Source organism: Kitasatospora sp. NPDC052868 (assembly GCF_044547105.1).
GTDB lineage: Bacteria > Actinomycetota > Actinomycetes > Streptomycetales > Streptomycetaceae > Kitasatospora.
The window spans coordinates 201,440-226,016 of sequence record NZ_JBITZW010000005.1; the positions used below are offsets into that span (position 1 = coordinate 201,440).

The 24,577-nt window shown below is 75.0% G+C and carries 22 protein-coding genes; 6 read left to right on the forward strand and 16 right to left on the reverse strand.

Going from position 1 to position 24,577, the window contains the following annotated elements:
* Positions 1-215 precede the first annotated feature (215 nt).
* Positions 216-1,412, reverse strand: coding sequence for an acetoin utilization protein AcuC (locus ACIGZJ_RS11590; protein ID WP_396456995.1), 1,197 nt, complete (start codon positions 1,410-1,412; stop codon positions 216-218).
* Positions 1,413-1,490: 78 nt separating this feature from the next.
* A complete protein-coding gene (locus ACIGZJ_RS11595; protein ID WP_396456996.1) occupies positions 1,491-1,841 on the reverse strand; it encodes an HGxxPAAW family protein in 351 nt (116 codons plus the stop codon).
* 107 nt (positions 1,842-1,948) lie between these two features.
* On the opposite strand from ACIGZJ_RS11595, the gene ACIGZJ_RS11600 reads away from it, so the two are divergent.
* The gene (locus ACIGZJ_RS11600) at positions 1,949-2,428 is read left to right on the forward strand and encodes a MarR family transcriptional regulator (RefSeq protein WP_396456997.1); all 480 of its coding nucleotides are present in this window, start codon (positions 1,949-1,951) and stop codon (positions 2,426-2,428) included.
* A 50-nt stretch (positions 2,429-2,478) separates the two neighbouring features.
* Here ACIGZJ_RS11600 and ACIGZJ_RS11605 read toward each other — a convergent pair whose 3' ends face one another.
* The 3 genes from ACIGZJ_RS11605 to proC form a co-directional block, all read right to left on the reverse strand.
* A complete protein-coding gene (locus ACIGZJ_RS11605) occupies positions 2,479-3,669 on the reverse strand; it encodes an MFS transporter (RefSeq protein ID WP_396456998.1) in 1,191 nt (396 codons plus the stop codon).
* A 110-nt stretch (positions 3,670-3,779) separates the two neighbouring features.
* Entirely contained in the window at positions 3,780-4,433 is a 654-nt protein-coding gene (locus tag ACIGZJ_RS11610; protein WP_396456999.1) for an HAD family hydrolase, read from the reverse strand.
* An 18-nt stretch (positions 4,434-4,451) separates the two neighbouring features.
* Positions 4,452-5,279 (reverse strand): pyrroline-5-carboxylate reductase, encoded by an 828-nt coding sequence (proC, locus tag ACIGZJ_RS11615; protein ID WP_396457000.1) that lies wholly within the window; start codon positions 5,277-5,279, stop codon positions 4,452-4,454.
* Positions 5,280-5,461: 182 nt separating this feature from the next.
* On the opposite strand from proC, the gene ACIGZJ_RS11620 reads away from it, so the two are divergent.
* Positions 5,462-5,896 (forward strand): hypothetical protein, encoded by a 435-nt coding sequence (locus ACIGZJ_RS11620; protein ID WP_392937343.1) that lies wholly within the window; start codon positions 5,462-5,464, stop codon positions 5,894-5,896.
* A 123-nt stretch (positions 5,897-6,019) separates the two neighbouring features.
* Positions 6,020-7,345: a hypothetical protein gene (locus tag ACIGZJ_RS11625; RefSeq protein WP_396457001.1), complete on the forward strand. Its 1,326-nt coding sequence runs from the start codon at positions 6,020-6,022 to the stop codon at positions 7,343-7,345.
* Between the two features lie 14 nt (positions 7,346-7,359).
* Here the strand turns inward: ACIGZJ_RS11625 and ACIGZJ_RS11630 are convergent, their stop codons facing one another.
* The 9 genes from ACIGZJ_RS11630 to ACIGZJ_RS11670 all read right to left on the reverse strand — a co-directional run bounded on the left by ACIGZJ_RS11630 (position 7,360) and on the right by ACIGZJ_RS11670 (position 19,184).
* Positions 7,360-7,887, reverse strand: coding sequence for a hypothetical protein (locus ACIGZJ_RS11630; RefSeq protein WP_396457002.1), 528 nt, complete (start codon positions 7,885-7,887; stop codon positions 7,360-7,362).
* Positions 7,888-7,970: 83 nt separating this feature from the next.
* Positions 7,971-9,815, reverse strand: a complete 1,845-nt coding sequence (gene ilvD, locus ACIGZJ_RS11635) for a dihydroxy-acid dehydratase (protein ID WP_392937336.1) — start codon at positions 9,813-9,815, stop codon at positions 7,971-7,973.
* Between the two features lie 118 nt (positions 9,816-9,933).
* Complete coding sequence (locus ACIGZJ_RS11640) at positions 9,934-10,713, reverse strand: class I SAM-dependent methyltransferase (RefSeq protein WP_396457003.1); 780 nt, start codon at positions 10,711-10,713, stop codon at positions 9,934-9,936.
* A 29-nt stretch (positions 10,714-10,742) separates the two neighbouring features.
* Entirely contained in the window at positions 10,743-11,570 is an 828-nt protein-coding gene (locus ACIGZJ_RS11645) for a sugar phosphate isomerase/epimerase family protein (RefSeq protein ID WP_392937634.1), read from the reverse strand.
* A gap of 597 nt (positions 11,571-12,167) precedes the next feature.
* Positions 12,168-13,127 (reverse strand): Ppx/GppA family phosphatase, encoded by a 960-nt coding sequence (locus ACIGZJ_RS11650; RefSeq protein WP_396457004.1) that lies wholly within the window; start codon positions 13,125-13,127, stop codon positions 12,168-12,170.
* A 140-nt stretch (positions 13,128-13,267) separates the two neighbouring features.
* On the reverse strand, positions 13,268-14,128 hold the full coding sequence (locus ACIGZJ_RS11655) for a glycerophosphodiester phosphodiesterase (RefSeq protein ID WP_396457005.1): 861 nt from the start codon (positions 14,126-14,128) through the stop codon (positions 13,268-13,270).
* Positions 14,129-14,329: 201 nt separating this feature from the next.
* Positions 14,330-15,634: an SUKH-4 family immunity protein gene (locus tag ACIGZJ_RS11660; protein ID WP_396457006.1), complete on the reverse strand. Its 1,305-nt coding sequence runs from the start codon at positions 15,632-15,634 to the stop codon at positions 14,330-14,332.
* Between the two features lie 82 nt (positions 15,635-15,716).
* The gene (locus tag ACIGZJ_RS11665; RefSeq protein ID WP_396457007.1) at positions 15,717-18,695 is read right to left on the reverse strand and encodes a toxin glutamine deamidase domain-containing protein; all 2,979 of its coding nucleotides are present in this window, start codon (positions 18,693-18,695) and stop codon (positions 15,717-15,719) included.
* Positions 18,696-18,779: 84 nt separating this feature from the next.
* Positions 18,780-19,184 carry a hypothetical protein gene (locus tag ACIGZJ_RS11670; protein WP_396457008.1) on the reverse strand — a complete coding sequence of 135 codons (405 nt, stop codon included), beginning with the start codon at positions 19,182-19,184 and terminating at the stop codon, positions 18,780-18,782.
* A gap of 254 nt (positions 19,185-19,438) precedes the next feature.
* Between ACIGZJ_RS11670 and ACIGZJ_RS11675 the strand changes: the two genes are divergently transcribed.
* Positions 19,439-20,251, forward strand: a complete 813-nt coding sequence (locus ACIGZJ_RS11675) for a hypothetical protein (RefSeq protein WP_396457115.1) — start codon at positions 19,439-19,441, stop codon at positions 20,249-20,251.
* 21 nt (positions 20,252-20,272) lie between these two features.
* Here the strand turns inward: ACIGZJ_RS11675 and ACIGZJ_RS11680 are convergent, their stop codons facing one another.
* On the reverse strand, positions 20,273-21,442 hold the full coding sequence (locus ACIGZJ_RS11680) for an NADH-quinone oxidoreductase subunit D (protein WP_396457009.1): 1,170 nt from the start codon (positions 21,440-21,442) through the stop codon (positions 20,273-20,275).
* Positions 21,439-22,455 (reverse strand): SAM-dependent methyltransferase, encoded by a 1,017-nt coding sequence (locus ACIGZJ_RS11685; RefSeq protein WP_396457010.1) that lies wholly within the window; start codon positions 22,453-22,455, stop codon positions 21,439-21,441. Before ACIGZJ_RS11685 ends, ACIGZJ_RS11680 begins: the two co-directional genes overlap by 4 nt.
* A gap of 166 nt (positions 22,456-22,621) precedes the next feature.
* On the opposite strand from ACIGZJ_RS11685, the gene ACIGZJ_RS11690 reads away from it, so the two are divergent.
* Both ACIGZJ_RS11690 and ACIGZJ_RS11695 read left to right on the forward strand, forming a co-directional pair.
* Positions 22,622-23,815 carry a sensor histidine kinase gene (locus tag ACIGZJ_RS11690; RefSeq protein ID WP_396457116.1) on the forward strand — a complete coding sequence of 398 codons (1,194 nt, stop codon included), beginning with the start codon at positions 22,622-22,624 and terminating at the stop codon, positions 23,813-23,815.
* Between the two features lie 45 nt (positions 23,816-23,860).
* Positions 23,861-24,550, forward strand: coding sequence for a response regulator (locus ACIGZJ_RS11695; protein WP_396457011.1), 690 nt, complete (start codon positions 23,861-23,863; stop codon positions 24,548-24,550).
* Positions 24,551-24,577: the final 27 nt, after the last annotated feature.

The window sequence follows — 24,577 nt, forward strand, 5'->3', positions numbered from 1 at the left end:
GACCCTTACCCGTGTGCAAGGCACCGGCTTCCCCTCCGGTGACTCCACCGGCACACGTGTATCCCCAGAGTAGTTATGGGTGGTACCAGTGGGAAGAGGGAGAAGCGCAGTCCTCGTACGGTGAGAGATAGTCCTGTTGCAGTACGTAGCCGCTCAACGGTCTGTCGCAGGGGACGTGCGCACTTCCCGGCTCCTCCACAACCGGGGGCCCGGGTTCAGGCCAGCAGCCCGTGGTGGGGGAAGGCGGCCCGGCGGGCGGAGAGGATCGCCTGATCCAGCCGGTCGGCCGGATCGTACCCCTCCTCGAAGTCGCGCCAGGACGGGCGGGCGCCGTCGGTCATCCGCAGCGGCGCCGGGCGGCGGGAGCGCCGGTACACCTCGGCGCGCCATTCCTCCGGGGTCTCGGTGGCCGGATCGACCGGGCGCCCGGCGGCGGTGGCGACCAGGTGGGTCCAGCTCCGGGGGACGACGTCCACGACGGCGTAGCCGCCCCCGCCGAGGGCGATCCAGCGGCCGTCGGCGAGGCGGTGGGCCTGGGCGTGCAGCTCCTCGGCGATCAGCCGCTGGGCGTCCACGGTGACGGCGAGGTGGGCGAGCGGGTCCTCCAGGTGGGTGTCCGCGCCGTGCTGGGTGACCAGGACCTGGGGGCGGAAGGCCGCCAGCAGGTCGGGGACGAAGGCGTGGAAGGCGCGCAGCCAGCCGGAGTCGCCGGTGCCGGCGGGCAGCGCCAGGTTGGCGGCGGAGCCGGGGGCGTCGGGGCCGCCGGTCTCGGTGGGCCAGCCGGTCTGCGGGAAGAGCGTCGCGGGGTGCTCGTGCAGGGAGATGGTGAGCACCCGCGGGTCGTTCCAGAACGCCTGCTGGACGCCGTCGCCGTGGTGGACGTCCACGTCGACGTAGGCGACCCGCTCGGCGCCGAGTTCGAGCAGCCGGGCGATGGCGAGCGCGGGGTCGTTGTAGATGCAGAAGCCGGACGCCTTGCCGGGCATCGCGTGGTGCAGGCCGCCGGCGAAGTTCACGGCGTGCGGGGTCTCGCCGCGCCAGACCGCCTCGGCGGCGGCGACGGACTGCCCCGCGATCAGCGCGGAGGCCGAATGCAGGGCCGGGAAGGCCCAGTTGTCGTCGGTGCCGAGCCCGTGCCGGTGGTCCTGCTGGTCGGGGTGGGCGGCGGCGTGCTTGACGGCCGCCACGTACTCGCTGGTGTGCACCAGGCGCAGCGTGGACTCCCCGGCGGGGGGCGCGGACCTGACCGTCACTCCGGGCCCGGAGCTCAGCCCGAGGGACTCCACCAGGCGCATGGTGAGCGCCAGCCGCGTCGGGTCCATCGGGTGGCCGGGGCCGAAGTCGTAGGTCGTGACGGCCTCGTCCCAGAAGAGGTGCAGGCCGCAGGGGGTGTCACGCTCGGCTTCGGGCATGGCCTCCACGGTAGTGCGTCGGCGGGGCGCGACGGCCGCCAGGGCGCGCCCCGGCGGCCCCCGGTCGCGGCCGGGCGGCTAGACCGGGAGCCGGTCTGCCGCGACCTGCGCGGGAGCGGCCACCGGGCCCGTGCGGCCCGCCAGTCGGCAGCCGAGGCAGTCGGGGTGGCCGCCCGGGGCGGCGGCGTCGCGGGCGCGCCAGTGCCGGCGGCCGGGCGGGCGCGGTCCGGTGGCCTTGCCCCAGCCGGCCAGGTGCAGCAGCCAGGCGGCGAGCGCGCCGAGGAGGACGAGGGCGGCGCCGAGCCAGAGCCCGGCGGCCGAGCCCGCGATGAACGCCGCGCCCGCCACGGCGGACCCCAGGACCGCCAGCGCGACCCCCGTCCAGCCCGCGACGGTGTGGCCCATGTCGTGATCGCCGTGTGCGCCCATGTCTCCTCATTTGGTCTGATGGGTGGGTCGCGGACGGATCGGCTCCGAGCCGCGCGGAGAAGATTTATCTCACGAGCTAAGTAACTTAGATGCTAAGGAGATTCCCTGTGGAGGGCAAGCCGCGCCCCCGGGCGACGGCCGAGCAGGCGCAGTACGCGATGGACCGGATGATCGCGCTCGCGCAGTTCGGCCAGCAGGACATCGCGACGCGGCTCGGCCTCAACGTCACGGATCTGACCTGCCTCGGCTTCGTCATCGAGGCGGCGATGGCCGGCAAGCCGCTCGCCGCCGGCGACCTGGCCGAGCGGGCGCACCTGACCACCGGAGCGGTGACCGGCGTGCTCAACCGGCTGGAGAAGGCCGGGTACGCCCGCCGCGAGGCCGACCCCGGCGACCGCCGCCGGGTCCGGGTGGTGATGGAGGAGACCGCGCAGGAGCGCATCCTGCAGGTCTACGGTCCGTTCTACGAGCGCATCGGCGCCCTGTTCGCCGACTACTCCCCCGACGAGGTCGCCGTGCTCGCCGACTGGTTCACCCGGGCGAAGGGCCTCCTCCAGGAGTCGCTGGACGAGATCCGCGAGCCCTGAGGGCCGGCGGGCCCGGCCGGGTCGGTCGGGGTCAGTCGGGGTCCGCAGGGTCAGACGGCCGCCGCCGGTTCGAGCGCGGGCGCCGGGGCGAAGCGGTCGGCGAGCGGGAGCACGGCGAGCACCAGCACCATCGGGGCGAGCAGCGCCCAGCGGTACGAGCTCGCGTCCGCGATCGCGCCGACCAGCGGCGAACCGATCAGGAAGCCCACGTAGTTGAACAGGTTGAGCCGGGCGACCGCGGCGTCCGAGTCGGCCGGGAAGAGCCGCCCGCCGGCCGCGAAGACCTGCGGGATGATCGCGCAGATCCCGAAGCCGAGCACGGTGAACGCGGCGATGCCCGCCCAGGTGCCGGGCGCGGCGGCGGCCAGCGCGAAGCCCAGGGCCGCCAGCGCGGCGCCGACCCGGACCACCGGGACGGCGCCCCAGCTCTGCACCGCGCGGTCCCCCAGCGCCCGGCCGAGCAGCATCGCGACCATGTAGCCGAGGTAGGACAGCTTGGCGAGGTCCTCCGGGCTGCCGAGGCCGTCGGTCAGGTACTTGACGCTGTAGTTGGAGACCGAGGCGTCCGCGATGTACGCGAAGGCCATCGCCAGGCAGAGCGGCAGCAGCGGACGCCAGGGGATGGACCGGGCGGCGGCCTCCGCGGCCTCCCGGACGGCGTCGCCGAGCTCGGCGGGCCCGGCGAACCGAGTCCCGGCCAGCAGGGCCAGCGGCGCGATCACCGCGGCCGCCGCGCCGAACAGCAGGGGCAGGCCCAGGTCGTAGTGCGAGCCGAGGCCCGCGACGGCGGCGCCGAGGATCCCGCCGAGGCTGAACGCGGCGTGGAAGCCGAGCATGATCGAGCGCCCGTAGCGGTGCTGGAGGCCCACCCCGAGCATGTTCATACTCGCGTCCAGCGCCCCGACCAGCAGCCCGAAGGCGCCCAGGGCGAGCCCGAGCTGCCAGAGCGTGTCGCCGAGCCCGGCGGCCGCCAGGCTGAGGCAGACGGCGGGCTGGACGACCCGCAGCACCGCCCGGGCGCCGGTCCGCTGCACCAGGCGCTCGGAGGCGATCGACCCCGCCCCGGCGAGGATCGGCACCGCGGCCAGGAAGACCGGCAGCAGCGCGTCGCTCAGCCCGTACCGGTCCTGGAGCTCGGGGATGCAGGTGACCAGCAGGGCGAAGGTGACGCCCTGGAGCAGGAAGGACGCGGCGAGCGCGGCCCTGCCCGCCCGCAGCCGCGGCGGTATCCCGATACTCACGCACACCTCGCTACTGGCCGGTACGACGATGTTGGCGAGAGCGTAGGGGGTGCCGCGGCTTTTGGGGAGGGGGTGCGCGCGATCGGCCGCGCACGATCGGCCGCGTGCGATCAGCCGAGCAGGGCGCCGACCTCCGCCAGCCCGCCGATCAGACCGGTGGCCCCGGCCGCGGTGAGCCCCGCCGGCTCGGTGAGCGCGGTGTGGCCGTACACGTCCATGCCGGCGGCCCGGGCGGCCAGCACGCCGTTCACGCTGTCCTCCAGCACCAGGCAGCGGGCCGGGTCGACGCCGAGCGTCCGGGCGGCGTGCAGGAACAGGTCCGGCGCCGGCTTGCCGACCCCGACGTCCTGGGCGCTGAAGATCCGCTCCTCGGCGAAGTGGCCGCGCAGACCGGTGACGTCGAGCGCGGTGCGGATCCACGCGTGGTGCGCCGAGGAGGCCAGGCAGTAGGGCACGGAGCGCTGCCGGAGCTCCTTCAGCAGCGCCTCCGCGCCCTGCACGGCGGTCAGCTCGGTGTCGAACGCGGCGAACACCCGGGCGTGGAACAGCTCGTCGAAGCCCTCCGGCAGCCTGGCGCCGTCGTACCGCTCGGCGATCACGTCGTGGACCCGGTGCGCGGCGGTGCCCATGAAGTCCCGGTACGAGTCCTCGATGGTGGTGGGGTAGCCCAGCTCGGTCAGGTACTCGGCCAGCAGCCGGTTGGAGAGCGGCTCGCTGTCCACCAGGACACCGTCGTTGTCGAAGATCACCAAGTCATAGGACATACGTCCGAGCCTACTGGCCTACTTACCGCCGGACGCCAGCTCCCGCGAGCGGTCCCGGGCCGCCTCCAGGGCGCTCAACAGGGCCGCCCGCACCCCGTGGTTCTCCAGCTCGCGGATGGCCGAGATGGTGGTGCCGGCCGGCGAGGTGACGGCCTCGCGCAGCTTCACCGGGTGCTCGCCGGAGTCCCGCAGCATCACCGAGGCGCCGATCGCCGACTGCACGATCAGGTCGTGCGCCACCTGCCGGGGCAGGCCGAGCAGGATCCCCGCGTCCGTCATCGCCTCGACCAGGAAGTAGAAGTACGCCGGGCCGGAGCCGGAGAGCGCGGTCGCCGCGTCCTGCTGGGACTCGGGCAGCCGCAGCGCCTTGCCGACCGAGCGGAAGATCTCCTCCGCCCGCTCCAGGTGCGCCTCGGTGGCGTGCGAGCCGCCGGAGATCACGCTCATCCCCTCGTCGACCAGGACGGGCGTGTTGGGCATCACCCGGACCACCGGGGTGCCGGCCGCCAGCCGGTCCTCGAACCACGCGGTCGGCACGCCGGCCGCCGCCGAGATCACCAGCCGGTCGGGGCTGACGTGCGGCGCCAGCTCCTCCAGCAGGGTGCCCATGTCCTGCGGCTTCACCGCCAGGATCAGGGTGTCGGCGAGCTTGGCGGCCTCGGCGTTGGTGGCGGTCGCCACGCCGTACTTCGCGGCCAGCTCGGCGGCGCGCTCCGGGCGGCGGGCGGTCACCAGGACGTCCGCCGGGTCCTTGCCGGCCCGCAGCAGACCGGAGAGCAGGGCCTCGCCGATCTTGCCGGTGCCCAGGAAGGCGATCTTCTGTCCGTTTGCTGCGCTGCCGCTCATGGCCGCTCCCTACGTCCGGTGCTGCGGCCCATCCTCGCACCGCACCCGCGCCCCCGGCGGGAGCGTCCACCCTGCGGGAAGCCCCTGGACCGGCAAGTCAGGCCCTAGGGAGAAACTCGGGGTTCTCCCCTATGGCCCCGGGCAGCCGGCGGGCGCACCGTGGAGGTATGGCACACGGAGACATGTCCCGACGTGAGAACCGGCAACTGGCCGTCGCCTCCGCGACGGTGGGCCCCTGGCGGACGGCCGCGGGAGTCGGTGCGGTGGTGGGGGCGACGGCCCTGGGGATCGATCTGATCACCGGGGACTGGTCGCTGAGCATGCTGGCCGGCCCGGCCGGCTGGGCGCTGTTCTTCTTCTTCCTGGTCGGCACGGTGGGCGGCCAACTGCGGCGCGACACCGGCGACCGGCGGCTGCGCCGGTGGGCGGCCGAGCACCCCTGGCAGGCGGCGCTGCCGGCGGCGGGCGGACTGCTCGTACTGAACACCCTGGCGCAGGCCTTCCTCGGCGACGCCAGCCTGTTCGGCGCGTTCTTCCTCTCGCTGCTGCCGGCCGGCCTGCTGCTGGCGGTCGCGGGGGTGGTGGGCTCGGTGAAGCAGGCCCGCGGGAAGGACTGACGCGGTGACACGCCGCCGCCCGGCCCGGACAAACCAGGGTGATCCCCGCGGACCGCGCGGGCGTTCACCCGTTGGTGTGCCCCCGATCGGCCGACCGTCACCCCCCGTCGGCATACTGGCGCGATGCCGATAGCCGAAGATCCAGAACCGCGCCCCTCCGAGGGCCGGCAGCCGGCGGGGTCCGACCCCGCCGGGGCGGGCGGGAAGGACCCGTTCGCAGACCTCGTCCTCGACGAGGAGTTCGTCAAGGGTGCGGCCGTGAAGGAGCAGTCGGGCCGCACCCGGATGCTCGCCGCCCAGTGGAAGCACACCCCTCCGGTCGACCCGGGCGGTCGGCGCTCGGTCAACGACGGCCCGGCGAAGGCCCGGCGGTTCGGCCGCCGGCCGAAGCCGACCGACCCCTGGGGCACCGCCCGCCCGCGCCGCCGGCTGGAGTGGCGGACACCGCTGTACGTGGTGCTGACCATCGCCCTGCTGCTCGCCGTGCTGAACCTCGACGGGCTGCGGTCCTGGTACTCGACGCACTTCGGCCACGCCGACGTGACCTCGGTGCCCACCGCGGCCCCGGGGACGGCCGGAGCGACGGCCGCCCCGCCGAAGGCCGACGCCAAGCAGCCGACCGTCGACCACCCCTGGGCCGGCTCGCCCGCCGAGGGCTGGCCGACCGGGACGGAGGCGTTCGTCCTGCCGCAGGCCCAGGCCACCGGCGCGTTCGGCGCCGACCAGGTCGCCGCGCAACTCGCCCTGGTGAAGGACTACCTGACGGCGACCAACCTGGACCCGAAGGTGACCGCGGGCGGGCGGCCGGAGGCCGCGCTCGCCCTGCTGGACCGTGCGGGGCGGGACAAGGCCGCGGCGGCGCTCGCCAAGCCCTCGGACCAGACCGACCCGACCACCTGGTTCAGCCGCTTCGACGCGCACGACGCGATCCCGGTGACCGACACCGTCAAGGTGAAGGGCACCATGAGCGTCGAGGGCGACGGGGAGCGCGGTGTGCTGGTGCACACCGACTTCACCTACGTGTACGCGCTGCGCCCGGGCCCGGAGGCCGCCAGGCGCCCCGCCCCGACCAGGCCGGCCGCCCCCACGGCGCCGGCCCGGACCGAGCCGGCCGGCGGCGGCACGGCGCGGCCGGTCGGCCTGTTGGTGCCGGCCGCCGACGCGGCCGGGGACACCTGGACCGCCCGGACCGTCGTGCGGCGGGTGGAGACCTTCCGCTTCCACGATCCGGCGAGGTACGCGCTCGACCCGAAGAAGATCTTCATCGACAAGTCGCTGTCCTACTTCGGCAACACCGAGTGCGGCACCTTCGACGGTTTCCTCCACCCGAACTTCAAGCAGTTCGCCAAGCAGCCGAACCCCGAGCAGTCCGGGCCGACACGGGATCCGTACGACCTCGGCAAGCAGCTGCCCGAGGACGAGGCCTGCGGCACGGTCAGCCGCAGCTGACCGGCCGCGCCGACTCAGCGCCTGCGCTTGGCCCGGCCCGGCGCCCTGGTGCCGGGCCGGCCGCTGCGGCCGGCCTGGCGGCGCCCGTGCTGGGCGAGGGCCCGCTCGTAATGGGCCCGCTTCACGGCCTCACCGGGCGCCTCGACCAGGCTGCGGGCGAAGTAGGCGGCCAGCGCGCCGACCCCGCCGATGATCCAGACCACGCCGAGCGACTTGTCCTCGGCCATCCAGCCGGTCAGCTCGTCCCTGCCCTCGCTGAGCAGCTTCCAGGTGCGCAGCGCGGCCAGGAAGGAGCAGATCCCGATGGCGCCGATCAGCAGGGTGTCGACGAAGCCGCCGTTGTCGGAGAGCTGGACCCCCTCGACGGCGAAGCGCAGGACGACGGCCCCGGCGACGACCGCCAGCAGCGCGCCGAGCGGTACGACGACGCGGCGCAGCCGGTAGTCGCTGCCGCGGCCGACCCAGCTGGTGCCGAACCAGCGGATCGGTTCCGGCTCGGGGACGCCGGCGGTCTTGGGGGCGGGGGTGAGGTCCTCGGTCACACGGCCGATTATCACCCGGCGCCCGGAAACGGCGGAGGAGCCGTCCCGGCAGTCGGGACGGCCCCTCACGGTGGGGCGCGGTGTCAGCCGAGCTTGGTGACGTCGCGGACGGCGCCCTTGTCGGCGGAGGTGGCCATCGCGGCGTAGGCCCGCAGCGCCTGGCTGACCTGGCGCTCGCGGTTCTTCGGCCGGTAGCCGCCCTCGGCCTCCAGCTTCAGCCGGCGCTCGTGCAGCTCCTCGAAGGAGACCTCCAGGGAGACCGTCCGGCCGGGGATGTCGATGGCGATGATGTCGCCGTCCTCGACCAGGGCGATGGTGCCGCCGGAGGCGGCCTCCGGGGAGGCGTGGCCGATGGACAGGCCCGAGGTGCCGCCGGAGAAGCGGCCGTCGGTGATCAGGGCGCAGGCCTTGCCGAGGCCGCGGCCCTTGAGGAAGGAGGTCGGGTAGAGCATCTCCTGCATGCCGGGGCCGCCCTTGGGGCCCTCGTAGCGGATGACGACGACGTCGCCCTCCTTGATCCGCTTGGTGAGGATCGCGTCGACGGCGGCCTCCTGGGACTCGACCACGACGGCCGGGCCGCTGAAGGTCCAGATCGACTCGTCGACGCCCGCGGTCTTCACGATGCAGCCGTCCTCGGCGAGGTTGCCGTACAGCACGGCGAGGCCGCCCTCGACGGAGTAGGCGTGCTCGACGCTGCGGATGCAGCCGCCGGCGGCGTCGGTGTCCAGCGACTCCCAGCGCTCGGACTGCGAGAAGGCCTCGGAGGAGCGGACGCAGCCGGGGGCGGCGTGCCAGAGCTCGACGGCCTCGGCGGACGGGGATCCGCCGCGGACGTCCCAGGTCTTCAGCCACTCGTCGAGGGAGTCGGAGTGCACGGTGTGCACGTCCTCGTTGAGCAGACCGCCGCGGTAGAGCTCGCCGAGGATGGCGGGGATGCCGCCGGCCCGGTGGACGTCCTCCATGTAGTAGCTGCCGTTGGGGGCGACCTTGGAGAGGCAGGGCACCTTGCGGGAGATCGCGTCGATGGCCCGCATGTCGAAGTCCAGCTCGGCCTCCTGGGCGGCGGCGAGCAGGTGCAGGATCGTGTTGGTGGAGCCGCCCATGGCGATGTCCAGGGCCATCGCGTTCTCGAAGGCGGCGCGGGTGGCGATGGCGCGCGGCAGGAGCGAGTAGTCGTCCTGCTGGTAGTGCCGGTTGGTGATGTCGACGATGGTGCGGCCGGCGGCCTCGTAGAGGGCCTTGCGGGCGGTGTGGGTGGCGAGCACCGAGCCGTTGCCGGGCAGCGAGAGGCCGATCGCCTCGGTGAGGCAGTTCATCGAGTTGGCGGTGAACATGCCCGAGCAGGACCCGCAGGTCGGGCAGGCGTTCTCCTCGATGATCGCGATGTCCTCGTCGGAGACGTTCTCGTTGACCGCCTGGGAGATCGCGTCGACCAGGTCGAGCTTGCGCACGGTGCCGTCGACCAGGGTGGCCTTGCCGGCCTCCATCGGGCCGCCGGAGACGAAGACGGTCGGGATGTCGAGGCGCAGCGCGGCCATCAGCATGCCCGGGGTGATCTTGTCGCAGTTGGAGATGCAGATCAGGGCGTCCGCGCAGTGCGCGTTGACCATGTACTCCACGGAGTCGGCGATCAGGTCGCGCGAGGGCAGCGAGTAGAGCATGCCGCCGTGGCCCATCGCGATGCCGTCGTCGACCGCGATGGTGTTGAACTCGCGCGGGATGCCGCCCGCCTGCTTGATCGCCTCGGAGACGATCCGGCCGACCGGCTGGAGGTGCGTGTGGCCCGGGACGAACTCGGTGAAGGAGTTGGCCACCGCGATGATCGGCTTGCCGAAGTCCTCGCGGGCTACGCCGGCGGCCCGGAGAAGCGCCCGGGCGCCTGCCATGTTGCGACCGTGGGTGACCGTACGGGACTTCAGCTCGGGCACTGTGCTCCACTCCTTCGGAGGCTGCTGGCGGCCCCGCCGGAAGGGAGGGTGCGCGGCCGCTGTGTCTTTCGAGCCTACGCCCGCCGTCCGGCGGGCGGACACCGCGTCCGCCATGCGGTCAGGCCGCGCCGCCCTGGGTCCGGGCGACGGTGAGGTCCAGGATGTAGGGCTCGATCACCCAGCCGTCCGGGAACTCGGCCAGCAGGGCCTCGCGTTCGACGGCGAGCAGCGGCGCGCGCTCCTCGGGGGCGAGGGAGGCGAGGTAGGAGCGCGAGGTGAGGTCGGTGATCACGTGGTCGACGGTGACCCGGCGCTCCCAGCGCAGCACTGCGGTCTCGATCCGCAGGTCGTAGGGGGCGAGGTGGCCGACGATCTCGTTCACCGCGCCGTAGCCGTGGTAGATGCCGGACAGCGCGGTGGAGAGCCGCTCGCCCATCGCCCGGACCCACCCGACACCGGCGTCCTTCACGTTCCACCAGGTGGCCAGGGCGCCGCCGGGCCGCAGCACCCGGATCGCCTCGGGGACGGACCTCTCGGCGCGGGTCCAGTGGAAGGCCTGGGCGTAGGTGACGAGGTCGGCGCTGTGGTCGTGGAACGGCAGCTCGTCGCCGGTGCCCTTGACCAGCGGCAGGCCCGGTGAGGAGGCCAGGTACTGGGCGCCCATGCCGGGGCTGGGCTCGACGCCGATGACCTCGGCCCCCCGGGCGGCCAGCAGCCGGGTGGCGATGCCGGTGCCGGCGCCGACGTCCAGCACCCGGGCGCCCTTGAGGGTCCGGCCGGCCAGGCGCTCCAGCTCGTCGAACAGCTCGTCGGGGTAGGAGGGGCGCCCCCGGTCGTACTCGGCGGCCACCCCGCCGAAGGACGCGGCGAGCTCGCGGTAGTCCCTGTTCTCCGTCATGTCTCCCCCTCGGTACGGCAGTTCGTTGATCAGCGTACGCGCGCGGGGGTCGCCAGGTGCAGCCGGGTGAAGGCGAGCGCCTCGGCGAGGTCGGCCTCGCGTTCGGCGGGGGAGATCGCGCGCCGGGTGTTGACCTCCAGCACCACGTGGCCGTCGAAGCCGGTCCGGGCCAGGTGTTCCAGCAGCTCGGCGCAGGGCTGCTTGCCGCGGCCGGGGATCAGGTGCTCGTCCTTGCCCGAGCCGCTGCCGTCGGCGAGGTGGATGTGGGCGAGCCGGTCGCCCATCCGGTCGACCATGGCGAGGGCGTCGATCCGGGAGGTGGCGGCGTGCGAGAGGTCGATGGTGAAGTGCCGGTACTCCTCCTCGGTGACGTCCCAGCCGGGGGCGTAGGCCAGCATCTCGCGGTCGCGGTAGCGCCAGGGGTACATGTTCTCGACGGCGAAGCGGACGTCGGTCTCGCCCGCCATCCGGTTCACGCCCTCGACGAACTCGCGGGCGTACTGGCGCTGCCAGCGGAACGGCGGGTGGACGACGACGGCGTCGGCGCCGAGCTTCTCGGCGGCGGCCCGGGCCCGGACGAGCTTGGTCCACGGGTCGGTGGTCCAGACCCGCTGGGTGATCAGCAGACAGGGCGCGTGCACGGCCAGGATCGGCATCCGGTGGGTGTCGGAGAGGCGGCGCAGGGCCTCGATGTCCTGGCTGACCGGGTCGTTCCAGACCATCACCTCGACGCCGTCGTAGCCGAGCCTGGCGGCGAGTTCGAAGGCGATGGCGGTGTTGGCCGGGTACACCGAGGCGGTGGAGAGGGCGACCTTGGTGTCGGGGATGTGCAGGGCGGGGTGCGGGGGCAGCACCAGGCGGTCGGTGGTGCGCAGCAGGGGGGCGGTGCGGGCGGCGGCCTGGCGGGCGGCCTTGACGGACTTCACCGACTGGACGGCGGCCTTGGCGGCGCCGGCGGCGCGGGCGGTCCTGGTCTCGCGCGGGGCCCTGGTCTCGCGGGCCGTCCTGGTCTCGCGAGGAGTCTTGGCGGCAGGGGTCCTGGCGGACTTGGCGGTGGGCGGCTTGGCCGCGGGGGTCTTCTTGGCGCTCTTCTTGGCGGCCTTCTTCACCGCCTTCTTCGCCGTCTCGGCGGTCTCGGCCGTCTTCGCCGTCTCAGTCGGCTGCGCGGTCTTCGCCGCCTTGGCGCCCTTCACGGCCTTGCCGAGCTTGCGGGCCCGCCCGGGGGCGCCCGGTTCGTCGCCCTCGCCGCCGCCGGCGGGCCGCCGACGGCGCGGGGCGTCCGACCGCGGCTGCCCGTCCCCGGGCGCGCGGCCCTCCCGCGTCCCGTCCTCGTCCGCTGGTTGCGCCACGGGAGACAGCGTAAGCGGACCGCGCCCGGAACGGGACCGGCCCCCCGGGACCGGCTGCGCGGATGTCGTCGGATCGGCGCCCGGCCGGGCGTGTCGGCGGCGCCCTCAGGGCGTCAGGGCCGGGCTGCGGTCGGCGGGGCTGTTTATGGCGTCCAGGCGGCGCAGGATGATGCCCTCCCGCAGCGCCCAGGGGCAGACGTCGAGCTCGTCCAGGCCGAACAGGTCCATCGCCGCGTCGGCGACCAGGGCGCCGGCCAGCAGCTGCTTGGCCCGGCCCTCGGAGACGCCGGGGATCTGCGCCCGCTCGGCGACGGTCATCGCGGACAGCCGGGGCACCCAGGCGGCGAGCCCGCTGCGGGTGAGCCGGCGGTCGGTGTACGGGCCGGCGTCGGCGGGGGCGGCGCCGGTCATCCGGGCGAGCTGCTTGAAGGTCTTGGAGGTGGCGACGGCGTGGTCGGGGGCGCCGAGCCGGGAGATCTCGCCGACCACGGTGGCGATCTCGGCCCGGATGTGGCGTCTGAGCTCGCGCAGTCCGTCCGGGTCGGCGATGTCGCCGGGCAGCCAGCGGGCGGTGAGCCGGCCGGCCCCGAGCGGCAGCGAGCAGGCGACGTCGGGCTGCTCGTCCAGGCCGCAGGCGATCTCCAGCGAGCCGCCGCCGATGTCGAGGTTGAGCAGCCGCCCGGAGGACCAGCCGAACCAGCGGCGCACGGCCAGGAAGGTGAGCCGCGCCTCGTCCTGACCGGAGAGCACCTGCAGCTCGACGCCGGTCTCCTCGGCGACCCGGCGCAGCACCTCCTCACCGTTGGCGGCCTCCCGGACGGCGGAGGTGGCGAACGGCAGGATGTCGACGACGCCCTTGTCCTCGGCGACCCGGATCGACGAGGCGATCATGCCGACCAGCCGGTCCACCCCGGCCGCGCTTATCGCCCCCTGCTCGTCGAGGAGTTCGGCGAGCCGCAGCTCGGCCTTGTGGGAGTAGGCGGGCAGCGGGGCGGCACCGGGATGGGCGTCCACCACAAGGAAGTGGACCGTGTTGGAACCTACGTCGAGCACACCGAGTCGCATAACTCTCCACGCTACGCGATCCGGCCCCGCGGGAGGCCCGGGGCGGCGGTATCCGTGCTGGTCCGGGCGGTTGGTACGAACCAGTGCGAACCGGGTGCGGTGCGGGTACGGGTGCGCGGTCGGTGCGTACGGCCGTCCGGTCAGTGCGGGCGGCTGCCGCGCGACGCGACCCGGTCCGCGCCGCGGCAGTTGGCGTCGGCCCAGTGCCGGGCCCGGCCGGGGGTGTCGGTGATCAGGCCGTCCGCCCCGCGTTCGGTCATCAGCTGCCAGGAGTCCTCGTCGTCCAGGGTCCAGACGTAGACCTCGCGGCCGGCCTTGCGCTCGGCGGCGATCCGGGAGGCGGTGGCGAGGGTGGCGTCCAGGGCGATGCCGTGCAGGGGCAGGTCGCCCGGGTCCTCGGTGATCGCGCCGCCCTGGATGAGGACGACCGGCAGGGCGGGCGCGACGGCGCGGGCCTGCCGCAGGTGTTCGGCGGAGAACGAGTAGAGGAAGACCCGGGCGCCGCTTCCGGCCGCGATCCGGGCGATCCGCTGCACGTCCTCGGCACGCTGCCACTTGAGCTCCATGAGCAGCGTGACGCTGCTGCCGGCCAGCCGCCGGAGCAGCTGGTCGAGGGTGGCGACGGGTTCGGCCGGGCCCGGTCCGACGGTCACCCTGAGGTCGGCGATCTGGGCGGCCGTCAGGTCGGAGACGGCGCCCCGGCCGTTGGTGGTGCGGTCCACGGTGGCGTCGTGCATCAGCACCGGCACGCCGTCCCGGGTGGTCTGGACGTCGGTCTCCAGCCAGTCGGCGCCCTGGGTGAGGGCGGTCTCGAAGGAGGCCATGGTGTTCTCGGGGGCGCTGAGCGGTGAGCCCCGGTGGCCGATCACCGCCGGTGCGCCGCAGTCCGGCGGGGCGGCGGCGGTCCTGGCCCGCAGGCCGGGTGCACCGGCGCAGCCGGCGGCCAGGACCGCGAGGGCGGCCAGGACGGCGGTGTGGGCGGCGCGGGTCGAGGCGGTCACGGCTCGGGCTCCAGCTCTGGTTCGGACGCCGGGTGCGGGCGTGAGGGGAATCCTCGACGGATCGGTGGAGGATCATCAAATCGATCTGACAACCCGACAGCGCTGCCGGTTCCCTTCAGCCTGCGCCCGCGGTACGGGGCATCCGGGCCGCGCCGCACCGCGGTTCACCCGGACGCCCGCTGCCGGGCCCGCCGACCGTCCTCACAGCAGGCCGTCCCAGAGCTGCTCGACGATGACGGCCCACCAGTTCTCGGGGTCGTCGAAGACCGTCGGGTCGATCGCGGCGAGGCCCCACTGCAGGGCGGCGACGGCGGGCCCGGCGGCGTGCGGGTGCAGTCCGCGCAGGCCGGGCAGCTGCTCGGCGAACATCGCCAGGCAGCGGACGAAGGCCGCCGGGCCGGCGTTGCAGTGCCGGGCGGTGGCGTAGTCGGGGTCGACCGCGCGGACGGCGCCGCAGGCGGTGTCCAGGGTGACCAGCGCCCAGCCGTCGGTGCCGAGCAGCAGCTGCGGCGCGAGCGCCCGGAGTTCGCGCTCGGCCGCCCGGGTGCCGCGACCGGCCTCCGCCAGGTGGGCGGCGATCGGGGGGAGCACCGGGCCGGGCCGGGTGCCGTCCGCGATGGCGTCCGGCCTGGGGTGGTGCAGCGCGAAGAAGCCCTCGACGGCGACCGGCACACCGACCGTCAGCAGGAACCGGGCGGTGTCCTCCGGCAGGTCGGCCCGGGTGACGTCCTGCGGGTCGAAGCGCTGGACGCCGCCGGGGCCGAACCGCTCGGCGAGCCGGGCGGCGAGCAGCCGGTCCGGCTCGGCGGGCAGCGGCGGGACGGCCCGCGGGAACGGCACCCGGTTGCGGCGCGGCTCGCCGGGCTCGGGCGGCAGGGCTCGGACGGCGGCCGCCCGGTGGTCGAAGCGCGGCCCGTACGGCAGCTCGGAGCCGACCCGGGCGGCGGGCAGCTCGGCGGCCAGGGCGTGCGCCCAGTAGCCGCCGGGCAGGGCGCCCATCCGCAGGTCGGTGTGGACGGCGAGGACGTCCTCGGGCCGCAGGCCCTGCTCGCGCAGCCGCCACCAGGCGCGCAGCGCGGGGTGCGGCCGTCCGGGCTCCGAGCGCAGGACGAGCGAGCAGGGCTCGCCCTGGGGGTCCAGGTAGCTCAGCTCGGCCCTGGCGCCCCGGCCGGTGACCGGCGGCAGGGCCGGGTCGTGGCTCCCGGCGCCGAGGAAGTCCCGGTAGAGCGTGACCACCTGGTCCACCGGTACGGACGGCCAGACGGTGAACCGGCCGGTCGCCCGGTCCACCACCGCGCAGGCCGCGCCGATCTCCTCGGGGGCCCGCCGCTCGCCGGTCAGCGGGTCGATCCGGACCGGCGGGGGCTCGGCCCAGACCACCCAGCCGAGGTCGAACTCGTGCGAGTGCACCGGACGGCTGCCGGTCGCCCCGTCGGCCGAGGCCCTGGGCAGGTCGCCGTTGATCCAGCGATGCGCGGCCTCGATCGCCTGCGCGCGGGTGGTCACGGGGTGGTGCTCCTTGCATCGGCGCGGTGGGGGGCGGGCGGTCCGCCCGGACGGGTGGCGGCCCGCGCGGTGCGGCGGGCGGTCACGAGGCGGCGCCCACCGCATGGGCGGCGCCGGTGGCGGCGAGGTCCAGCGGGCGGCCCTCCGGGTCCAGGGCGATCGCCCACAGGCCGTGGCCGCCGTCGTGCAGCGGGGCCGCGCCGCGGCGGCCGACCTGGTGGTCCAGGTACGTCACGGTGTCCTGGTGGTTGACCGCGTTCCAGGCGTGCGGGCGGCCGAAGCCGTCCAGGGTGAGCAGGACGGCCTGGGAGCCGTGGCCGGCCCGGCGCAGCTCGCCGGCCAGCCGGCCGAAGGCCGGGTCGCCGTCGCCGAGGTCGCGGAAGGGCGCGCCGAGCTCGCGCTCGGCGCGGTCGCGGCCGCCGCGCTCGCCCGCGTCGCCCTCGGTGGGGATCCGCGGGGCCGCGCAGGTGGGTCGGCCGGTGAAGGTGTCGACGGCGGAGAGGGCGATCTCCAGGCTGTTGTTGGCGCGGCCCGGCTCGCCGTACCCGCCGTCGTTGACCACCTCGGCCCAGCCGCCGGCCGCCGGGTCGGGGTGGCGTACCGGCACGCCGTCGCCGTCCCGGGGTGCCCGGCGCTCCACCTCGCGCTGGTGCTCCGGGTCGACCGGGCCGAGCCCGCCCGGGAGCCCGTACGGGCGGCTGTCGGCGATGGTGCGCAGCCGGACCGCCAGGGCGTCCTCGGCGCCGCCGTCCTTGCGCAGGGCGCGCATGGCCAGCTGGAGGGCCATCGCGTGGGCGGTGGCGACGGGGAGGACGGCCCAGCCGAGGCCGGTCTGGCCCTCGGCCGGCGAGCCGTCCGGGCGGCGGCGGGTGTCACCGGAGTGGAACTCGGGGCGGCCGGCGCCGGGGCCGATGACCGGCGGGGCGGCCGAGGGCGGCGGCACGGGCAGCGGGCCGGGGGCGGTGACGGGGTGCGGGGTGCCGGTGGCCGCCCGCGGCGCGCCCACGGCGGCGCCCGGCCGGGCCTCGGCGGGGGCGTGCTGGCCTGGGCCGGCCGTACCGGGCGTGCTCGCGCCGGGCGTGCCGGAGCCGGGGGCGGCCGCCCCCGGGAGGGCGACCAGGCCGGCCGGGCCGGCGGGGCCCGCCGGTGTGCCGTGGACCGCGCCGGCGGCGCCGGACGGGGTGGCCGGGCCGGTGCCGCCGCCGAACGGCGCCGGGCCGTGCCCGATCGCACCGGAGCCCGGTGCCGGGCCGCCGCCCGCGTACGGGCCGGGGCCGACCGGTCCGGCGCCCACCGGTCCGAGGCTGACCGGCCCGGCGCTCACCGGTCCGCCGAACGGGGTGCTGTACGTGCTGCCGCCCGAGCCCGCGGCCGTCGCGTGGTGGGCCTCCGGGCCCGGGGCGGAGCCGGGGCTGTACGAGGGGGGTGCGGGCGGTGCGAGCACCGAGTCGGTCCGCACGGTGACGGGCGCGCCGACGCCGCCACCACCGCCTCCGTTGCCGTTGCCGTTGCCGTGCGAGGGCGCCGACGGCTGGCCCGCGGAGGGCGCGTCGCCGCCCCCGCCGCCGGAGGGCGCCGAGCCGCCGCCCTGGTGGGCCGGGGCGGCGGGCCGCACCGGCGGGGACCAGTCGCCGCCGCCACCGCCGCCCGCGCTGACCGGCCCGGTCCGGACCTGCACCGGTCCGTCGTCGCCACCGCCGCCGTTGGAACCGCCGTTGGAACCGTTGGAACCGCCGTGCGCACCGCCCACGCGGACGGACGCCTCCGGGCCCGCCGCCAGGACCACGCCGTCCGCACCGGACGCCGTCAGCACCACCCCGTTCGCGCCCGGCAGCACCGAGCCCGGACCGCCCGGACCGCCCGGGCCGGCCTGGGCGCCGCCGGGCCCGCCCGGGGCACCGTCCAGCGCCGTCTCGCGCCCCGGCTTGCCGTGCGTCTGCCCGGGGTCGGCCAGCGGCACACCGAGCACCTGCCGGCCGTCCTGGTCGGTCAGCACCGGTCGGCCGTCCTTGCCGAGCACCGGCCGCCCGTGCTCGTCCACCTGCACGGCCAGGTTCTCCACCCCGACCACCGGCTTGCCGTCCGCGCCCTGGACCACCAGCAGCCCGTCGGCGTCCGCGACCGCGGTGCCGTCCGCCCGGACGATGACCGGGTTGCCCTCCTCGTCCAGCACCGGCTTGCCCGCCGCGTCGAGCTTGACGGTCAGGCCGGGCACGCCGACCACCGGCTTGCCGTCCTGGCCGACCACCACCGCCAGGCCCGCGCCGTCGGCGCCCAGCACCCCGGGCTCGGCGAGCACGGCGGGCAGTCCGGCCGCCGCCGGGTCGAAGACGCCGCCCGGCCCGGTCACCGAGGTCGTACGCACCGCGGCGGAGCCGCCGGGGCCGGTCCCCAGACGCAGCAGCGCGACCACGGCCGGCTCCTTGAGCGTGCCGGTGAGGCCGTCCTTCATGGCCCGGCCGAGCTCGTCCAGCAGCCCGCCGATCTTCAGCTTGGCGGTCTCGACGGCGACCGCCGCCATCGTCTCGGCGACCTTCTCGGTGGCCGTGTTCCGCACCCCGGAGGCGATCGCGCCGACGCTCTGGCGCAGCCCGCCGAACACCCCGCCGGGCGCGTCCCCGCCGCCGTTCTGCGCGGCCGCGGCGATCTTGGCGGCGGCCTCCTTGGCCTGGGCCGCCTGCTCCTCGGCCTTCTTCAGCTCGGCGGCCAGCTCGTTGAGGGTGGCGACGATGTCGGCCTTGCAGCCGTCGACGGCCCGGGCGGCCGTGTCGAAGGCCCCGGCGACCAGCCCGGCCGCGGAGTGCGCGTCGTCGAGGTGGCCCTTGCCGCCGCCGGTGAACGCCTGCCAGTACTCGCCGAAGGCCTCCACCGCGAGGCCGGAGTTCTCCCCGGTGACGCGCTTGGCGGAGTCCCCGCCGCGCTTGGCGAGGCGTTCGGACTCCGTGGCGAACTCCCGCCAGTGCCCGGCCGCCTTGCGCAGCCCGTCCTCGTCGGCCTGCGGCCACTGGTGGCCGGTCCTGGCCAGTACGGGTACCAGTTCATCGGGCAGCTTCCGGGACACGTGCATCTCCCCCTTCGACGTACGCACTTCAGCGGATCTCTGCGGTCCGCGGCCGTCGTGCCGGCGCCGCGGACGGTTCGGGCGTCAGGCCGACCTGTCCTTGGGGACGGTCCCGGGCGCGTGCGGGGTTGCCGCCGGTCCTGCGGCGGGGCCCGGGCCGAAGGCGGCCGCGGCCGTGCCGTCGGCGTCGGCGGTGCGCTCGGCCATGGTGTGCAGACCGGTCCCGACCTGGCCGAGTCGCCCGGCCAGCCCGCGCAGCCCGCCGAGCAGCGGGCCGTGCGCCTCCTGGTAGGCGGCGGCGAATCCGCTGCCCGGCCTGTCGAGGCCCCAGGGGCTGCCGAGCGCGGTGAGGCTCTGTTCCAGAGCCGCCGCGGCCTTCCCGAAGTCCTGCGAGATCTTCTCGAACTCCCGCCCCTCGCCGTGCAGTTCCCACGGCTTGATGACGAGCTTCCCACCCCCGGACGTGCCGGTACTGCTGCCGCTGGCCATCCCCGTACCTCCCCGTAGCGGACCGGCCGCCATCCTAGGGGTGCGGCCGGTGCGGCCCGCAGGCCAGAGGCGACCTCTTCACCCCGCCTTCACCACCACCGCCCGGGCCGCCGGGGCCGTCCGGTCGGCGAAATCACCGCAAATGCCCCGGCCGCGGGCGGTTCGCACCCCCGTGGAGGCTCTACCCTTGCCGGGTGGCAGCAGACACGTCCAAGAAGAAGTCCAAGGCCGGCTCGACCCCGGTCGATCTCGCCATGCCCACCCTGGGCCCCGGGGTCCCCGAGGTCGCACTCGACTTCCCCCGCGCCTGGGTCGAGTTCGCCGACCCGGACGACGAGGAGCAGGTGTTCCGCTGCGACCTCACCTGGCTGACCTCCCGCTGGACCTGCATCTTCGGCCGGGGCTGCCACGGCATCCGCGAGGGCCGCGGCGAGTCGGACGGCTGCTGCACGCTCGGCGCGCACTACTCGGACGAGGACGACGAGAAGCGCGTGTCCGGCCACGCGGCCCGGCTGACGCCCGAGATCTGGGAGAACTTCGAGCACGGCACCGACGACAGGGGCCGGATCAGGCTCGACGGCGGCATCACCATGTTCGACGAGGACGGCGACCGCCAGACCCGCCGGATCAACGGCGCCTGCCTCTTCCTGAACAGCCCCGGCTTCCCCGGCGGCGCCGGCTGCGCGCTGCACACCCTCGCCCTCAAGGAGGGCCGGGAGCCGCTGGAGACCAAGCCGGACGTCTGCTGGCAGCTGCCGGTGCGCCGCACCTACGACTGGATCGACCGCCCGGACGACACCCGCTACCTCCAGGTCACCATCGGCGAGTACGACCGCCGCGGCTGGGGCCCCGGCGGCCACGACCTGCACTGGTGGTGCACCGGCAGCCCGGAGGCGCACGACGGCCCGGACCCGGTGTACATCAGCTACCGCCCCGAGCTCACCGAGCTGATGGGTCCGGCCGGGTACGGGGTGCTGGCCGGCCTGTGCGAGCAGCGGATCGCCACCAAGGGCGACCGCAAGGTCGCCCCGCACCCGGCCGACCCGGTGAAGAAGCCCAGGAAGTAGAAGCAGGCCGGGAAGCGGCCGCTACTTGTCGATGTCCCCGACGACGAAGAACATCGAGCCCAGGATCGCCACCATGTCGGCGACCAGGGTGCCGGGCAGCAGCTCGGTGAGCGCCTGGATGTTGTTGAAGGACGCCGAGCGGAGCTTGAGCCGCCACGGCGTCTTGTCGCCGCGCGAGACCAGGTAGTAGCCGTTGACCCCGAGCGGGTTCTCGGTCCAGGCGTAGGTGCTGCCCTCGGGCGCCTTGAGCACCTTGGGCAGCCGCAGGTTGACCGGGCCGGGCGCGAGCGTGGCCAGCTTGTCCAGGCAGGCGTCCGCGAGGTCCAGCGAGTTGACCGTCTGCTCCAGCAGGCACTCGAAGCGGGCCAGGCAGTCGCCCTCCTCGCGGGTGACCACGGTCAGCACCTGCCGCAGCTCCTCGGAGCCGTACGCCAGGTACGGCTCGTCGCGGCGCAGGTCGAAGTCCAGGCCGCTGGCGCGCGCGATCGGGCCGCTGACCCCGTACGCCTCGGCGTGCGCCCGGCTGAGCACCCCGACGCCGGCCGTCCGGGCACGGAAGATCTCGTTGCCGAGCACCAGCTCCTCGAAGACCGGCAGCTGGGAGCGGACGACGCCGACGGCCGCCCGGACCCGGCCGAGCCAGCCGGCCGGCAGGTCCTCCTTGAGGCCGCCGACCCGGTTGAACATGTAGTGCATCCGGCCGCCCGAGGCCTCCTCCAGCACGTGCTGGAGGTCCTCGCGACCGGAGAAGGCGTGGAAGATCGGGGTGATCCCGCCCAGCTCCAGCGGGTAGGAGCCGAGGAACATCAGGTGGTTGAGCACCCGGTTCAGCTCGGCGAGCAGGGTGCGGATCCACACCGCCCGCTCGGGGACCTCCATGCCGAGCATCCGCTCGACGCCCAGCACCACGCCGAGCTCGTTGGCGAAGGCCGAGAGCCAGTCGTGCCGGTTGGCCAGCATGATGATCTGCCGGTAGTCCCGGGCCTCGAAGAGCTTCTCCGCGCCGCGGTGCATATAGCCGATCACCGGCTCGGCGGACACGATCCGCTCGCCGTCCAGCACCAGCTTCAGGCGCAGCACGCCGTGGGTCGCGGGGTGCTGCGGGCCGATGTTGAGCACCATGTCGGTGGTGCCCGCCTCGCCCGTGAAGTTCTCGGCTCCCGCCCCGATGCCGACCGTGGTCTCCCTCATGACTGGAGAGTCTGCCATCCCTCCAGGCCGGCGAGGCTCTCCGGTACCGGCATGCGGACGGTCTGCGCCAGCCAGCCGAAGCCGCCCAGCCCGGCCGGATCGGTCAGCTCGGCGCCCTCCCCCGCGCCGCCGAGCGCCCGCAGGTAGGCCACCGGATCGGTGGACGCCAGGGCCAGTGCCGGGCGGGCCCCGCTCACCCCGAGGGCCCGCAGGGCGTCGCGCTGCGTTGTCCACAGGCTGTGGAGGGCGGGGGCGGCCACCGCGTCCAGCGCCACGTGCGCGGTGATGTCGCAGGAGCCGTCCGGCACCGGCGGGACCTCACGACCGGCCCGGAAGCCGGTCCGGGTGGTGAACGGCGGGCGGGTGGCGAGGGTGTGCCCGTAGTCCACGGCCACCGCCAGGCCGCGCTCCAGCGTGCCGACCGCCGCGGCCCAGGCGGCGTCGCGCGGGGCGCCCAGCTCGACGAGGTCCCCCGGCTCCCGGGCCGGCCACCAGCGCCCGGCCCAGGCGGCGTCGGCCGCCGCCACCGGCTCGCCGAGCCGCTCCGCGCCGGTCGCGCGGTCCACCTCGGCGTAGCGCAGCACGCCGTCCTCGTCGACCTCGGCGAAGTCCAGCGGCACGTTGTCGAGCCACTCGTTCGCGAACAGCAGCCCGGTGACGCCCGGCGGGGGCGCGTCCGCCCACAGGGCTGTGGACGGCAGGCCCGGCGGGCGGGCGGCGATCTCCACCCCGTACGGCCGGAGTCTGGCCCGCACCGCGTCCGGCAGCTCGGCGAGGACCCCGGACAGCAGCTCGCCGCGGCCCGCACCGACGTCCACGAAGGCCAGCTCCTCCGGACGGCCGAGGGCCCGGTCCACCTCCACCAGCAGCCGGGCCACCGCCCGGGCGAACAGCGGGGAGGCGTGCACCGAGGTGCGGAAGTGCCCGGCCGGGCCCTCCGGCCTGCGGTAGAAGCCGCCGTCCGGGGCGTAGAGGGCCTGTTCCATGGCGGGCCGCCACCGCATCCAGCTCATGCCGCCGGACGCTACCGGCAGACCGGTCGACCCTCCCAACCGAAGCCGGGGCTTCTCCGACCTAGGGAGTAGGAGGGATCGCCCTCCCGGCGGACCTGGACACGCTTCGCGACTGCCTAGGCTTAACAGCGTGCAACGACTCAATGCCTGGATCCGCCGACACCCCATGGTGGTCGACTCCGCATGGGCGGCGATCGTGCTCTTCCTCGGCGTCCTCCCGGACGGCGGCGGCGCCAACACGGGCTGGCGGGCGGGCGTCCAGTTCGCCGTCGCCCTGATCATCCCGCTGCTGATGGTGTTTCGGCGCCGCTACCCCGACGCCACGGTGGCCGCCGCCACCGCGCTCGGCGTCGGCCAGATCGTGCTGGGCGTCCTGCCCGCCGCCTCCAGCATCGGGTACCTGGTCTTCGCCTACACCGGTGCCGCCTTCGGCTCCCGCTGGACGTCCCGGCTGGCCCTGACCGCCGGGCTGGCGGCCGGACCGCTGACCTTCTGGCAGATCCACCCCACCAAGGTGCTGCGCGACGAGGACGGCGACATCCTGCAGCGCCCGTACCAGCTGGGCGAGTCCGTCCTGATCACCGCGCTGATGAGCACCCCGTTCATCCTCTGCTGGGCGTGGGGCAGGCTCACCCGGGTCCGCCGGGCGTACCTGGTCGAGCTGGAGGACCGCGCCGCCCGGCTGGAGCGCGAGCGCGACGCCCAGGCCAAGGTGGCGGTCGCCGCCGAGCGCGCCCGGATCGCCCGCGAGCTGCACGACGTGGTCGCGCACAACGTCTCGGTCATGATCGTCCAGGCCGACGGCGCCGCCTACGTGCTGGACAACTCGCCCCAGCAGGCCAAGGAGGCGCTGAGCACCATCGCCTCCACCGGCCGCCAGGCCCTGGTCGAGATGCGCCGCCTGCTGGGCGTGCTGCGCACCGCCGACACCGCCGAGGAGTACGTGCCGCAGCCGGGCGTCGAGGAGCTGCCCGAGCTGCTGGAGCAGGTCCGCACGGCCGGTCTGCAGGTCGAGTTCGCCACCTCCGGGGACCCTCGCGAGCTGCCCCGCGGTGTCGAGCTGACCGTCTACCGGATCGTCCAGGAGGCGCTGACCAACGTCCGCAAGCACGGCGGCCCCGATGTCCACGCCCGGGTCGCGGTGGACTTCGGCGAGCGCGAGCTGGCCGTGCTGATCGAGGACGACGGCCGCGGCACCACCGACGAGCAGCTGGCCTCCGGCGGCGCGGACGGCCAGGGCCATGGTCTGATCGGCATGCGTGAGCGGGTCGGCATGGTCAGCGGCAGCCTCGACGTGGGCCCGCGGCCCGGCGGGGGCTTCCGGATCCGAGCAGTCCTGCCGCTCAAGACCGCCCACTGAACCGCGCCGCCGCACCCCTGCGCAGCCCTCGAAATAGGAGCCACCTTGACCATCCGCGTGATGCTCGTCGACGACCAGGAGCTGCTGCGCACCGGGTTCCGGATGATCCTGCAGTCACAGGGCGACATCGAGATCGCCGCCGAGGCCGGTGACGGCGCGCAGGCCCTGGAGCGGCTCAGGCACACGTCGGTGGACGTGATCCTGATGGACGTCCGGATGCCCCGCCTGGACGGTGTGCAGACCACCCGCCGGATCTGCCTGGCCGAGGACGGCAGCCCGCTGCCGGACGCCCCGCACGTCCTCATCCTCACCACCTTCGACCTGGACGAGTACGCCTTCGCCGCGCTCAAGGCGGGCGCCAGCGGCTTCCTGCTCAAGGACGTGCCGCCGACCGAGCTGGTGGCCGCGATCCACGCGGTGCACGGCGGGGACGCGGTGGTCGCCCCGACCACCACCCGCCGCATGATCGACCGCTTCGCCGAGGTGCTCCCCACCCCGGCGAGCGCGGCCGGACCGGACACCCTCGCCCCGCTCACCGAGCGCGAGCGGGAGGTGTTCCTGCTGGTCGCCCAGGGACTGTCGAACGGCGAGATCGCCGCCCGGCTGGTGCTGTCCGAGGCCACCGTGAAGACCCACGTCGGCCGGATCCTGGCCAAGCTCGGCCTGCGCGACCGGGTCCAGGCCGTGGTGCTCGCCTACGAGGCGGGCCTGATCCGGGCCGGCGCCGCGGACTGAGCCGTCGCCACGGCCCGAACCCGGGCC